Source organism: Streptomyces sp. NPDC026538 (genome assembly GCF_055567535.1).
In genome coordinates this window covers 1,194,243-1,206,488 of record NZ_JBVHQG010000001.1, presented here as the reverse complement: position 1 = coordinate 1,206,488, position 12,246 = coordinate 1,194,243, and the positions used below count along the sequence as shown (strand labels likewise).

Annotated in this window: 15 protein-coding genes; 10 read left to right on the top strand and 5 right to left on the bottom strand. The window is 72.5% G+C overall.

The features are described 5' to 3' along the window. Positions 1-22: 22 nt before the first annotated feature. A complete protein-coding gene (locus ACZ4N4_RS05455) occupies positions 23-1,123 on the bottom strand; it encodes a DUF3344 domain-containing protein (protein WP_467584656.1) in 1,101 nt (366 codons plus the stop codon). Between the two features lie 258 nt (positions 1,124-1,381). Here ACZ4N4_RS05455 and ACZ4N4_RS05450 point away from each other — a divergent pair, with 258 nt between their 5' ends. The 8 genes from ACZ4N4_RS05450 to ACZ4N4_RS05415 all read left to right on the top strand — a co-directional run bounded on the left by ACZ4N4_RS05450 (position 1,382) and on the right by ACZ4N4_RS05415 (position 6,481). Next, complete coding sequence (locus ACZ4N4_RS05450; RefSeq protein ID WP_453578444.1) at positions 1,382-1,621, top strand: chaplin; 240 nt, start codon at positions 1,382-1,384, stop codon at positions 1,619-1,621. A 285-nt stretch (positions 1,622-1,906) separates the two neighbouring features. Beyond that, entirely contained in the window at positions 1,907-2,650 is a 744-nt protein-coding gene (locus ACZ4N4_RS05445; protein WP_453578446.1) for a hypothetical protein, read from the top strand. Between the two features lie 186 nt (positions 2,651-2,836). After that, the gene (locus ACZ4N4_RS05440) at positions 2,837-3,130 is read left to right on the top strand and encodes a hypothetical protein (protein WP_467584652.1); all 294 of its coding nucleotides are present in this window, start codon (positions 2,837-2,839) and stop codon (positions 3,128-3,130) included. A gap of 128 nt (positions 3,131-3,258) precedes the next feature. Continuing rightward, positions 3,259-3,759: a DUF5949 family protein gene (locus tag ACZ4N4_RS05435; protein WP_453578449.1), complete on the top strand. Its 501-nt coding sequence runs from the start codon at positions 3,259-3,261 to the stop codon at positions 3,757-3,759. After that, positions 3,759-4,343: a vitamin K epoxide reductase family protein gene (locus tag ACZ4N4_RS05430; protein WP_467584649.1), complete on the top strand. Its 585-nt coding sequence runs from the start codon at positions 3,759-3,761 to the stop codon at positions 4,341-4,343. The genes ACZ4N4_RS05435 and ACZ4N4_RS05430 overlap by 1 nt, the downstream gene beginning before the upstream one ends. 141 nt (positions 4,344-4,484) lie before the next feature. Then, positions 4,485-5,000 (top strand): hypothetical protein, encoded by a 516-nt coding sequence (locus tag ACZ4N4_RS05425; protein ID WP_467584646.1) that lies wholly within the window; start codon positions 4,485-4,487, stop codon positions 4,998-5,000. 136 nt (positions 5,001-5,136) lie between these two features. Further along, the gene (locus ACZ4N4_RS05420) at positions 5,137-5,631 is read left to right on the top strand and encodes a tyrosinase family oxidase copper chaperone (protein ID WP_467584644.1); all 495 of its coding nucleotides are present in this window, start codon (positions 5,137-5,139) and stop codon (positions 5,629-5,631) included. Beyond that, a complete protein-coding gene (locus tag ACZ4N4_RS05415; protein ID WP_467584641.1) occupies positions 5,615-6,481 on the top strand; it encodes a tyrosinase family protein in 867 nt (288 codons plus the stop codon). Before ACZ4N4_RS05420 ends, ACZ4N4_RS05415 begins: the two co-directional genes overlap by 17 nt. A 63-nt stretch (positions 6,482-6,544) precedes the next feature. On the opposite strand, the gene ACZ4N4_RS05410 is transcribed toward ACZ4N4_RS05415, so the two are convergent. The 3 genes from ACZ4N4_RS05410 to ACZ4N4_RS05400 form a co-directional block, all read right to left on the bottom strand. Then, entirely contained in the window at positions 6,545-6,844 is a 300-nt protein-coding gene (locus tag ACZ4N4_RS05410; protein WP_467584638.1) for a chaplin, read from the bottom strand. Between the two features lie 413 nt (positions 6,845-7,257). Next, entirely contained in the window at positions 7,258-8,187 is a 930-nt protein-coding gene (locus ACZ4N4_RS05405) for an NAD-dependent epimerase/dehydratase family protein (protein WP_467584636.1), read from the bottom strand. A 27-nt stretch (positions 8,188-8,214) separates the two neighbouring features. Continuing rightward, on the bottom strand, positions 8,215-9,177 hold the full coding sequence (locus ACZ4N4_RS05400) for a ScbA/BarX family gamma-butyrolactone biosynthesis protein (RefSeq protein WP_467584632.1): 963 nt from the start codon (positions 9,175-9,177) through the stop codon (positions 8,215-8,217). A 461-nt stretch (positions 9,178-9,638) separates the two neighbouring features. On the opposite strand from ACZ4N4_RS05400, the gene ACZ4N4_RS05395 reads away from it, so the two are divergent. Together ACZ4N4_RS05395 and ACZ4N4_RS05390 are read left to right on the top strand one after the other, a co-directional pair. Beyond that, complete coding sequence (locus tag ACZ4N4_RS05395) at positions 9,639-10,445, top strand: response regulator transcription factor (RefSeq protein ID WP_453578469.1); 807 nt, start codon at positions 9,639-9,641, stop codon at positions 10,443-10,445. A gap of 157 nt (positions 10,446-10,602) precedes the next feature. Then, on the top strand, positions 10,603-11,211 hold the full coding sequence (locus ACZ4N4_RS05390) for a ScbR family autoregulator-binding transcription factor (RefSeq protein WP_467584629.1): 609 nt from the start codon (positions 10,603-10,605) through the stop codon (positions 11,209-11,211). A 120-nt stretch (positions 11,212-11,331) separates the two neighbouring features. On the opposite strand, the gene ACZ4N4_RS05385 is transcribed toward ACZ4N4_RS05390, so the two are convergent. Then, a complete protein-coding gene (locus ACZ4N4_RS05385; RefSeq protein WP_467584626.1) occupies positions 11,332-11,913 on the bottom strand; it encodes a TetR family transcriptional regulator in 582 nt (193 codons plus the stop codon). Positions 11,914-12,246 lie beyond the last annotated feature (333 nt).

Genomic DNA, 12,246 nt, shown 5'->3' with positions numbered 1-12,246 from the left:
GCGGGCGGTAACGCGCCGCGCGTTACTGCACGTCCACGGCGGCGAAGAGCGCGCCCGCCCACGCCGCGTCGCGCTGGGAAACGAGCCCAAAGGTCAGCTGGTCACCGCCCTGCGCGAGACCGGTACCGAGATCGAACACATCCGAGTCGTAGCCGAGCGCGTTGTCGTACGCGGGCTCACGCCGGGCGCGTACCGGGCCAGGGCCGTTGATCGTGGAGTTGAGTACGTCGTCGGCCGGGTCGGCGGAGTCGGCGAGCGGGGTGGGGGCACGGCCGGCGACGGAGTACGTGAGCGAGTCACCGGTGCCGCCCCGGTCGCCGTTGTAGGCCACCAGGCCCACCTGGCCGTCGGCGCCACGCGGGATGCGTAGCCCGTTCAGCCGTACCTGCATCGCCCGGTCGAGGGAGTCGAAGCCGTCCCAGAGGGCGAGTGTGCGCAGCGGCTCCGCCGGGTTCCGGTACGCCACCACCAGCGTCCAGCCGGCCCAGGCGCCGGGCCCGGACCGGCCCACGGCGGCGTTCACCTGGCCGACCGTCCACAGTCCGGGGCCGCTCGACCGGACCAGGTCGGTGATCTCCGCCGAGGCCTGGAAGGCGTCCGTGCCGCCCTCCGCCCGATGGCCCACGACCGTGTCGGCGAACAGTTCCTTGTACTGGCCGCCGGGTTCGGCGATCAGCACCCGCGCGTTGTCCCTGGCCGGCTTCTGCTCGCCGGCCAGCAGATTGCCGCCCCAGTACAGCCGCGCGTACGTCACCCGGGAGCCCTCCGGCAGCCGGAGCTCGGCGCGCGAGGAGTTGTAGGTGTGGGGGTCGTCGTCGACGTCCACGTAGAACATGTCGAAGTCCCCGTTCACCGCCGGGACCTGGCCCGCGCGCGCGGCCGGGCAGGGCGGCTCGGACGGGTCGCCGGCAGTCGTGCGGCAGCTGACGGACGTGTTGGCCGCGCGGACGATGCCGCCTCGTTGCACCACGTGGTAGCGCTCGGCGAAGGGGATGCGCGGGGCCTCGGGGGAGGGCGGTGCGGCCGGGACGGTCGCCCGGGCGGTGCCCGGTGCCCAGATCGTGGCGAGGGCGAGCGCGCTCACCGACGCACGGCGCAGCGGCGGGCCCAGGGGATTGCGCATGACCGGCTTCGCCCTTTCGGGAAAGGAGGGGGAGGCGGGAAGAGTGCGATGTGATGCCAATACGGGTAGGTCAGGAGGTCCGTAACTCTAGCCTCTATCCACACTAATCAGTCGAAACCGGGCAAGTGTGTCGGAATGGTGAAGGGGGGCTTGCGGGAGATCACTCGATCGGCGGCACAACCCGAGCCGGTGTCACGCGTTGACACGACGCTGGGCATCCGCCCGGATGTTTGTTTCGACCCCAAGGAGCACCTCTCCATGTCGCGTATCGCGAAAGGCCTGGTCCTGTCCACCGCCGCCGTCGCGGCCGTCGCCGGCGGCGTCGGCGTGGCCGCCGCCGACAGCGGCGCGAACGGCGCCGCAGCCCACTCCCCGGGTGTGGTGTCTGGCAACGAGATCCAGGTTCCGATCCACGTGCCGGTCAACGTCTGCGGCGACACGATCGACGTGATCGGCCTGCTGAACCCCGGGTTCGGCAACACCTGCGTCAACGACTGACGCGGCGGTATTTCCCTTCGGCCGGCCGTCCGCCCGCGCACCCCGCGGGCGGACGGCCGGTTCGTGCGTCCGGGTGCGGCTTCCGCACGAGCCTCACCCGGGCGTTCCCTCGAACGGCCGGAGTCGGGGCGGACCTGGCGAGGCGGCCTTGGCAAGGCACCTCATCAGGCACGATGCCGGCCTCACCGAAAGCGATCGGTGACGGTGGGCGGTCGAGCGGTTGCAGGCCGGCGGGGGTGATTTCACGGTGGGCAGCAAGTCCAACGCGCATCGAAAGGAACACCCATGCGTGCTCTGCCCGCACGGCGTCTCGCGTCCACCGCGGTCTGCGCCCTTCTTCTGGCCGGGATCACCGGCCCGGCGGCCGTCGCCGCCGACTCGGCCCACGAGCGCACCCACGCGAGGTCCCAGGCGCCCGTCCCCGGGGCCGACGCGCTGCTCGCCCAGGTCAAGTCGCTGGGCAACCTCGGGACCGTGCTCAAGCCGGTCACCGACCTGCTCAACACCGTGCTCGCGGCGGACAACGGCCAGCTGACCCCCGATCAGGCCACCCAGCTCGGCGACGCCGTGAAGGCGGCCATCGCCCAGGTCACCGCGGCGGCCCCGGCCCCCGCGCCGACCGTCCCCGCGACCCCGGCCCTGCCGTCGGCGCCCGCCCTGCCGTCCGTGCCCGCCGTGCCGTCGGCGGCGTCGGCCGTGTCGAGTGCTCCCGCCGTGCCGGCCGCGTTCCCCGTGCCGGCCGCCGCCCAGGCCAAGGGCCTCGGGGGCGCCCCCGCCGCCAAGGACCTGGCCGGCGACGCGCTGACCGCCCTGCAGACCGCGGTCGACAACCTCCTCAAGGCCGCCACCTCCGGTGACGTCAGCCAGGTGCTGCCGGCCGCCACCGCCGTCGTGACCGGCCTGGTCAACCTGCTCGCCGCGATCCTGCTCGGCAGCGGCCTGCCCGCGCCCAACCTGCCGGGGCTGCCGAGCCTGCCCGCCGCACCCAGCCTGCCGGTCTCCCCGCCGCTCCCGGTACCCACGACCTGACCGGCCCGACCGGCTGGGCACGGCCGGCCGGTCCTCGGCCGGGCGGCCCTCTCGGGGATCTCATATGTCTTCCGAGCGTGGGGTTTCCGGCCCGCCGGGGCGTCGTTAGGCACGGCGTCAGTATTTCCCCTGGTGGCTTCCGTTGCGTGGCTCGCGCCGCCGCAAGTCGCCGAAGAAAGGAACACGATGAAGTCTCTGAAGGCTGCCGCTGTCGTCGCCGGTTCCGTGGCCCTCGCCGGCTTCGCCGCGCCCGCGTTCGCCCACAACAACGCCGACCTGACGCCCACCAGCCTCAACGGCGCCGTGAACACGCTCACCAAGGGCCCCCTGACCCTGGACCAGGCGATGCCGCTGAAGCACCAGTCGGACGCCCTCGACACCGAGAACAAGCGCTCCGTGCTCAAGAAGGTCAAGCGGACGACCGGCGCCGTCAACCAGCAGCGCAGCCCGCTGCTCGGCGGTCTGCCGCTGCAGGGCTGAGGCCGGGCGGGAATGATTCGAGGGACGCCGTAGCGGCGTCCCTCGTTCGTGTGGCCGCACCGCCGGCTGTCCGCCGGTCGGGTGAGCGGGCGCCCGGCCGCCCCGCGGCCCGTCGATAAGGTCACGCGGTGACCTCAACCCCAAGCACGACCCGCCCCTTCCGCCCGGCCGACCTCGGCACGGTCGCCGTGCTGGCCTGGAGCGGCGAGGCTCCCGACGGCAGTGACATGCCCTATCTGCTGGCCTACTCCCTCGGCGACGCCGCGGGCGGCGCGGAGGCCACCTCGGCCGCCGTCGAGGCGCTGCTGGAGAACAACGGACTGCCGGTCGGCGGCGACCTCGTCGACGGCACCGCCCGGCCCAGCCTGCCCGTCACCCTGCTGGTCGAGTCCGGTACGGCCGTCCTCAACCTGGCTCCGCTCAACGCCCAGTGCCCCGCGCCCGAGGAGTGGCTGGCCGCCGTCGGCGAACGCGGCTACGCCTACCTGGTGTTCACCACCCGGCCGTGGCCCCAGGGCGCGCCCGGCAGGCCCGTCGAGGCGGAGGCGCTCAAGGACTTCGCCGGGGCCGAGGAGACCCTGACGGCCGCCGCACACGTCGTGCTGCCCGCCCGCAGCCTGCGCGGCTGATGCCGCGGACCGCAGCCGCCGGCCGGGGGTTCGCGCTGCTCACGGTGGTCGCGGGAGCGGCCGGGCTGCTGGCCTCCTGGGTCATCACCCTCGACAAGTTCAAACTGCTGGAGAACCCGCGCTTCGTCCCCGGGTGCAGCCTGAACCCGGTGGTGTCCTGCGGCAGCGTGATGAAGAGCGACCAGGCCGCGGCGTTCGGGTTCCCCAATCCGATGCTGGGCCTGGCGGCCTACGCCGTCGTGATCTGCGTCGGCACCAGCCTGCTGGCCGGCGCCCGCTTCCCCGCCTGGTACTGGCTGACCTTCGACGCGGGATGTCTCTTCGGTGTCGGGTTCGTGTCCTGGCTGCAGTTCGAGTCGCTGTACCGGATCAACGCGCTCTGCCTGTGGTGCTGCCTGGCCTGGATCGCCACCATCCTGCTGTTCTGGTACGTCACCTCCTTCGCCGTACGACAACGGTTCCTGCCCGCGCCCGCCTGGCTGCGGGAATTCCTCGGCGAATTCACCTGGGTACTTCCACTGCTGCACATCGGGGTCGTCGGCATGCTGATCCTGACCCGCTGGTGGGACTTCTGGACGAGCTGAACAGTGGACTTCGGGACGAGCTGATGAGTGAACAGCCGACTAATGCTGCACCCGGGCGAATTGTGAACTGATGCCGTTTTCCGGCTCGTTACCCGGTACGGACCTCGATCTCCCCGCCTCCTGAAAGGGCCCGTACCCGACATGAAGCCGACCACCCGAGGAACCGTTGCCGCCGTCGTCACGGGCGTCGCGGTCGCCGTGGGCGCCGCCGCCACGCCCGCCGCCGCGACCCCGACGGTCCCTGTCCCCGTGCCGATGGACGGCGTGGAGAAGTCCCTCGGCATGGAGGTGCCCAAGCTCGGCATGGAGCTGCCGCTGCTGATCCCCGGCGCGCCCGAGGGGCCGCGCTTCACCGAGGGCCGGCTCTTCCCGGACCGGACGCTGCCCCAGGTGCCGCTCAACGGCGGGCTGCCGGGCGTCGGCCTCAGGGCGCCGCTGCCGCACGTCCTCGGCGACGGCTACGACCACATCAACGTCGGCACCCCGGCCTCCGGCCTGCGCGCACTCACTCCCGGCCTGGCGCTGGTCGCCCCGCTCACCGCGCCCGACCCGGGGCGCCTCGGCATGCCGGCCCCGCAGATGCCCGACGCCGGCGTGCTCGCCCCGGCCCTGCGGACGGTCGTCGGCGGCGACCTGGGCGCCGGCCCCGGCCGCTGACCCGCCGCCGAGTACGGCCGCGTCGGCCGCTTTCCGGTCCCGCCGTGCGGCCGGATGGCGGCGTGGCGGTGACCGGGCGGCCCCTCGGACGGTTACCGGTACCGACAGCGATCGGTGAACCGTACGAGGAGTGAGCATGGTCGTCGGAGTGGGCGGTGTAGCGATGGGCGCGGAACCGGAGGCGGGGCGGCCGGACAGAGCCGGGGTGGGCGGACCGACGCGGCGCGAGGCGACCCGGGGGCTGCTCGCCTCCGTGGCCGCCCTGGCGCTTGTCCCGGTCGTCGCCGCCTCCCGCCCGGTACCCCAGACGGACGGGCCGGTGGGCACCTCCTTCGACGAGACCTACCGGGGCCGCCGTATCCAGGGTGTCCTGGTGCCGGCGGCGGGCCGGGCCGGCGACGCGGGCGAGTGGCAGGTCACCGTGGCGGGCCGGCCGCTGCATCTGATGCGGCGGGCCGACGGCACCTGGCTGAGCATGGTCGACCACTACAGCTCGTACCCGACCCCGCTGCAGGCGGCCCGGGCGGCCGTCGACGAGATCGGGCCCGGGCAGCGGCTGCGCGACCTGGCCCCGGGACCGATGGGCGGGGGGCATCAGCACATGGGGGGCGGCCATGGCGTACGTGCGTAAGAACGTCAGCAGGCTGACGGCCGGCGAGCGCAAACGGCTCGTCAACGCCTTCCTGGAGGTCAAACGGCGGGGCGAGTACGACGAGTTCGTGCGGATGCACATCGACCACTACACCGCCGACGGCGAGAAGGGCCTGCGCACCGCGCACATGGCCCCCTCCTTCCTGCCCTGGCACCGCCGGTTCCTGCTGGACCTGGAGCGTGCCCTGCGCCGCGTGGACGGGTCGGTGACCGTGCCGTACTGGGACTGGACCAGGGACCGTACGGCGTCCTCCGTCCCGTGGACCAGGGACCTGCTCGGCGGGAACGGCCGGCCCCGGGACCAGCAGGTGATGACCGGGCCGTTCGCCTACTCGGCGGGGCACTGGACCATCAAGGAGGGCGTCACCGACGGCGAGTTCCTCGCCCGGGACCTGGGCCGGGCCCGCGACCCGATCGCCCTGCCCACCAAGGCCCAGCTCGCCCAGGCGCTGGACGACCCGGTGTACGACGTCGCCCCCTGGGACTCGACCGTCAGCCGGGGCTTCCGCAACAAGCTGGAGGGCTGGGGGGCCGGCAGCGGCAGCACGTCCTGGCGCAACCACAACCGGGTGCACCGCTGGGTCGGCGGGGCGATGCTCGGTGGCGCCTCCGTCAACGACCCCGTCTTCTGGTTCCACCACGCCTTCGTCGACCTGCAGTGGGAGCGCTGGAAGGCCCGGCACCGAAGGCAGCGCTATCTGCCGGCCAGACCGCCCGGCCGCGGCGACCGGCAGCACCGACGGGTGGTCGCCCGCGGCGAGAAGCTCCCGCCGTGGAACGTCACCCCCGGGTCGCTGGAGGACCTGAGCCGGATCTACCGGTACGCCTGAGGCGCCCCGGACACGGGAAGAGCCCCGGCACCGAGGTGCCGGGGCTCTTCCGCAGGCGGTGGCTCAGTTGCCGTAGCCGCCGTTCTTGCTGTCGCCGCCCTTGCTGTCGCCGGCCTTGAGGTGGCCTTCGTTGGCGCAGGTGTTGCCGAACGCCGGGTTCAGCAGACCGATCACGTCGACGGTGTCGCCGCACACGTTGACCGGGATGTTGACCGGGACCTCGATGACGTTGCCGGACAGCACGCCGGGCGAGGCGACGGCCGCGCCGTTGGCACCCGCGTCGGCCAGGGCCAGGCCGGCCCCGCCGATCACCACAGCGCCGGTGCCCAGGGCGACGGCGGCGGCCTTCGCGATGCGAGACATCACGTTCTCCTTCTTGTTGCTGGGGGAGTGCGGCGGCAGGACCAGCCGCCGCACTCCCCGTTCAACGCTCCGACCTGCGGCTGGTCACGCCGATCACCGGACGATCACTCCAAGGGCCCGAGTCGGGGCAGCCGTCGTACCGCGAACCCCGCCAGGAAGGGCCGGATGTTCTGCCCGGCCCGGCCGTGCCACGTCGTGCAGTTGGCGTAGGAGACGCGGCCATCAGCGCGAGGGGGCGCGGGGCTGTCTTCGGGACGCGGCCATCTGCGCACCCGAGGGGGCGCGGGGCTGTCTTCGGGACGCGGCTGCCGCCGTGTGGGCGCGCCGGCCCCCGCACAGCCGCAGCCGCCCACCGTCCGGCGCGGCACCCTCGTGGGCGCCTCAGCCCCCCGCGGCGTCCGCGGGGCCGGCGGTCAGACCCCCGCCAGCGTCGACCGGTACCACCGTTCCGCACGGCGGAAGCAGCTCGCGAAACCCGCGGCCGGCGACTCGCCGAGGTCGGACCAGAGCGCGTCCGCCGCGAAGAAGTGGTCCGTGGTCAGGATGTCGAGCGTGCCCGGCGGGACGCCCTTCGCGGCGAGGATCGCCTTGGCCCCCTCGACGGTGAGGTTGTCGTGCGGCCAGGCGATCCCGGCGCACTCGGCGACCGCCCGCAGCGCACTGCCCACGGTGACCGGCACGGGATGCGCCGCGTGGTACACCCGCGAGGTCAGTGCCGCCTCCGGCGCGAGCGCCGTGGCCACCAGCAGCCGGGCCAGGTCCGGCGCGGTGATCACCGACGCCCGCGCCGGCCAGCCGGCCACCACACCCGGCAGGGCGCGCAGCAGCCGGGCCAGGTTGGGCCCGACCCACAGGTCCCCTTCGCCGAAGACCAGATGGGGGCGGAGCACCACACCGCCGGCGGCGAGGACCGCGTCCTCGGCCGCCGCGCGGGTGCGGGAGGTGACGGAGCCCGGGTTGCGGGTGAGCTCCTCGGGGCGGGAGCCGCGGAAGGTGCCGCGGCCGTAGACGGAGGCGGTGCTGAGCTGGACGATCCGGCGTACCCCCGCGCGCCGGGCCTCGGCGACCAGCGCCGCCGTACCACGTGCGTTGACGGCCTCGTTGGCCGCCGCGCTCCCGCCGATCTGCGAAGCGCAGTGCAGCAGGACGTCGACCCCGTCGCAGACCCCGCGCAGCGAGCCGGGATCGGTCAGATCCGCGGACACGGTCCGCACCCCGGGGCAGGCCCGGGGCAGGGACCTGCGGTGGGTCATGAGCCTGAGCTCGGCGCGCCGCAGTCGCGCCTCGTGTGTCACGTGCGCCCCGACGAACCCGGACGCGCCGGTGATGAGGATGGTGGACACGGGGACTCTCCCGGAAGGCGGTCGGGGTCAGCGGACACGTGGCCGCAGGACGAGTTCCGCGGTGAAGACCGTCTCCTGCCGCTGGCTGCCGCGCACCCGTACCAGCAGGTCGCCCGCGCCGCCGTACGGCTCGGGGTCGGCCGTGATCCAGCAGGGCGCGTCGAGTTCGGCGTACCGCACGAACTCGCTGCGCAGGCCGAGCAGGAGGGCGCCGGGCACCCCGGTGCGGGCGTGCGCGGCCTGCCGGGCGGCCTCCAGGAGGAACATGCCGGGTATGTGGTCAACAGGGTGGTCGAAGTAGGTCGGGTGCGCGGTGTCCACCCGCAGTTCCCATCGGCCGCGGGTGCCCGGCGCGGGCTCGCCGAGGACGACGTGCCGGGGGCCGGCGTGGCCCACCGCGGCCGGGTCGAGGGCCGGTGGCGGGGTGCGGCCGGTGGTGGGGCGCTCTCCGCGCATCCGCCGGTACACGTCCGGGCTCATGCAGCGGAACGCGGCCGAGGCGGTGGCCCGGGCGCCGTTCTCGCGGACCACCGTGACGTCGTAACGCATCTCCCGCAGCCGGCCCGCGCGGCGGACGACGTCGCGGCAGACCGTGTGCATCTCGACATCGGTGGGGACCGCGTCCGCGACGAGCAGTTCCGGCTCGGTGGTCACGGACATGTCAGACATGAGGAACTGGTGGCCGAACGGGACGTCGAACTCGGCGTGGGCGAGCAGGGAGCCGACCTGACGGACGGACTCGATCAGCAGCATGGGGTCCTGGTAGCCCCGGTCGGGGGCGAACAGGGCGTGGCAGCGCGGCCATTGGGCCCGGACGACGAAACCGGCCGCGGCGCCGGGACCGTCGGCGGCGGGGGACTCGTCGGGCTCCCAGCCGGTGAGGAGGACCTCGGAGACCGCCGCGCGATGGACGTACTCACGCGGCACGGTGGTGGTCAGCACGGGGAGCAGGGGCTTGTGGGCGAGGATCCGTTCGGTGAGGTGCGGCATGTGCAGCGCTCCTGTGTCGGTGTGACGGGGAGGGGGCAACAAGCCGTACGCCGGCTGTCACCCCCCGTGGCCGACGTTCTAGCCACAAGATACAGACAGGTCGGTCCGGTTCTGCAAGAGGCCAGTCGATTTCTTGGGGGAGTCCGGAACTCCGCCCGTCCGACCGTCGCGAACGACTGACCGTTATGCCGGAATTGCATCCGCGAAACGTACAACCTTGTATGGTTTATTGAAGAGGCATAGTCCTTGGTCAAGTCTTTCCTGGAGCCTCCTGAGTGGAGTCCCACCTCCCACTTGTCCGGTAATCCGATGAAATCGCAGCTCATCGCGGCGCGGGTCAGGCGGGGCCGGAGCGCCGCGCCGTGTCACCTCGCCAGTTGACAATCAGACAAGTCTGTTTGGTACGGTCTGGTCGTGAACCCGCAGTCCGAGATGACGTGGATGTGCCTCAGGGGGAACAGATGAACCGCCAGTACGCGGATCTCGTGGCGCCGTCGGCGCGGCGCCACCGCTCGCACGGCCCGCTCGTCCCGCTCGCCCCGGGCGGGCATCCGGGCCGCCCGGCTCCCGCGCAGGGCGCGCCCCGGGCGGGGGTCCTGAACATCCTGGTCGTCGAGAACGACCCACGGGCCTCCGACACCCTCCGGCAGGGTCTGGTCCGGCACGGGTACGCCACCCACGGCGCGACCACCGGCGCCCAGGCGCTGCGCGGGCACCGCGAGGCCGACCTGGTGCTGCTCGACCTCGACCTGCCCGACCTGGACGGTCTCGAGGTGTGCCGCGGCATCCGGGCGGTCAGCGATCTGCCGATCATCTCCGTCACCGCGCGCGGCTCGGAGCTCGACTGTGTGCTCTGCCTGCAGGCCGGCTCGGACGACTACCTCGTCAAGCCGTACGGGTTCCGGGAGTTACTGGCCCGGATGGAGGCGGTGCTGCGGCGCGCGCAGGTGCGGCCGACGGCCCAGCCGGCCGCCGGCCGGGTCGTCACCCACGGGCCGCTGCGCGTCGACCCGGGCGCCCGGACGGCCACCCTCGACGGACGGCCGCTGGACCTGACGCGCAAGGAGTTCGACCTCCTGCACCTGCTGGCCTCGCAGCCCAGCACGGTGATCCCACGGCGCCAGATCATGGCTCAGGTGTGGGACGACGCGTGGTCCCCGCGCGGCCGCACGGTCGACACCCATGTCGGCACCCTGCGCGGCAAACTGGGCTCCAGTGCCTGGATCGTCACCGTCCGGGGGGTCGGTTTCCGGATCGGCTCCCCCTAGCGCTCCCGCGCGTTCCCCGAGGTCATGCCCCGTTCCGGCGTCCGGCGACGGAACCGCTTTCTGAGAACTCCCGCCGCGGTACTGACCGTGGGCCGTGTATGCGGCTTACGATACAGACAAGTCTGTTGAATTCAGTGGGAGAGCGTAGGGATCTGGCATGGCTCAGCAAGAACGCGGCAAGCGGTCACGGCGGTCGATCCTGGAGGCGGCGGCCCAGGTCTTCGACGAGCGCGGTTACGACGCCGCCAGCACCAACGAGATCCTGGCCCGCACCGGACTCACCCGCGGTTCCCTCTACCATCACTTCCCCTCCAAGGAAGCCATCGCGCTGGCGCTGGTGCAGGCGCACGCCGAGGCCTTGCAAGTGCCCGAACGGCCGGTCAGGCTGCAGTCGGTGATCGACCTGACCCTGGAGTTCGCCCGGCGCCTCCAGCACGACGCGGTGCTGCGCGCGAGCGTGCGGCTGACCATAGAGCAGACCTCGTTCGACTGCCCGCCGAAGACCACCTACGAACAGTCCATGGAAACCATCCTGACGCTGCTGCAGGAGGCCGAGAAAGGGGACGAGATCCTCCCCGGGGTGGATGTGCGCGAGGTCGCCTCGCTCATCGTCGGCTCCTTCACCGGCCTGCAGATCATGTCCCAGGCCTACTCCGGCCGCGCCGACCTGCCCGAACGCACCAGCGTCTTCTGGAAGTTCCTGCTGCCCGGGCTCGCCACGCCCGGTCTGGTCGGCCGGCTGCGCACGACACCGCCGACGGACTGACTGGCCCTACCAACCGGTTCCCCGGCCGCCCCTCGGGGGCGGACCGGCGGCGGGTGCAGGGCACACGGGTGCGCGGGCGCATGGATGCCCGGGTGCGCGCGACGGTGGTCCGGCGGCGGGTCAGATCCGGCGCTCCCCGCCCCGGTTGGGCCGGTCGCGGTCGAACAGCGGGCGCAGCAGCCGCCACAGTCGCTGGCTGATCTCGCCGTCCCACCAGCTCGGGTCGGTGTGCCCCAGGGTCTCGATGCCCGCGGCCATCACCACGGCCAGGTCCGCGAGATCATCGGCCGGCTCCTCGGCCTCCTTGTGAGCCTCGGTGACCCGCTCGTGGACTGCGGCCAGCATGTCGTCGCGGAGCCGGGGCGGCCCGGCCGAGCCGTCCGCGGCCAGCTGCATGCCCGCCCGGACGATCTTCTCGGTGCGCATGGCCTCGCCGAGCGCGAACAGAAAGCGCTTCGGCGCGTCCGCCGCCGAACCCGAGAACGCTTCCTCGGTCAGCGCCTCGACCCGCTGCCGGGCCTCCTCGTACACGGCGGCCGTCAGGGCCGTGGTGGAGGAGAAGTGGTGGTAGAGCGCCCCCCGGCTGACGCCGGCCCGGCGGCAGATGTTGACCAGCCCCGCGTCGGACAGCCGGCCGTCCGCGATGAGCTCGGCGGTGGCATGGAGGAGAGCCTGACGCGTCTGCTCGGATCGCGCCTGCATCAGGTCGTACCCGCCTTCCCTGCCAACAGTGTGCCCGGTGCGCGCACTGCTCGCGGACACCGATGTCAATGATGGTGAGAATCATACAACCATGCCTGTTTCCTGGAAGGACCCCGGCATGGTCCTACCTCCGCACGATCTCCACAGAATCCGAACGTCCCAGGCGGCAAGGGTGGTTGTCCAGAAACATGCGCAGGGGGAGACGATCCGAGTTGATCCTCAATCAGACAGGTCTGTTTGTAACAGTGATCATATCCGGCCACTTGACACTGGTTTGACACTCCGCTGACAGAGCTGCGCAGGATTGTGGGAACCCTGAACCGCCGTGCGTTG